The organism is Flavobacterium poyangense, assembly GCF_011751075.1.
GTDB lineage: Bacteria > Bacteroidota > Bacteroidia > Flavobacteriales > Flavobacteriaceae > Flavobacterium > Flavobacterium poyangense.
The window spans coordinates 1-515 of sequence record NZ_JAALLN010000085.1; the positions used below are offsets into that span (position 1 = coordinate 1).

At 57.1% G+C, this 515-nt stretch carries 1 protein-coding gene; it reads left to right on the plus strand.

Annotated elements, in window-relative coordinates; translation table 11 throughout:
• On the plus strand, positions 1-217 hold a 217-nt coding region (locus G3A47_RS22705; RefSeq protein ID WP_166926549.1), incomplete at its 5' end, for a hypothetical protein.
• Between the last annotated feature and the right edge of the window lie 298 nt (positions 218-515).

The following is a 515-nucleotide window of genomic DNA, read 5'->3' on the forward strand; positions in this document are numbered from 1 at the left end:
GGCGCGTTTCCCTGCTGACATCGTTGTCAGCAGGTTGGAAATTCTGGCCGCTCAAGGTGCTGCGGCCGGCGCGGCGGCCTTCATGCACGCCATCCTGCTCCGCGCCCAGTCCTCCCGCAAGAGCGGGAGAGGAAGTTTCGTTACTCATGTATCCACCAAATTGTTTGTGGTTGCATTCAGCGCAACGCTGTTGCACCAGATTATGCGTGACGTGTAACACAGTCAATACCTTTGCGTTTCGGAATTATGAACTTTTCAGCCCCTGAAGTGCTGGGCGAGCGCACGCTGAAAGTGTGATGGAGTGAGGTGGGTTGCGCTGGAAGCGACGCTGTTGCGTCTGAGGACGTCGCAAAGGAAGTCCGCCGTGATGCTACGCCCGGACCCCCGGGCGTAGTACTCCGGTGACCTATTGACACCCCTTGTGACGGCTGTCATATTTTCCAGTACGCGCTATGTGCATCGTGTTGTGTAATACGCAATTAGCGGAACCCTAATCCGCGGTGCGCAGGCCTGCT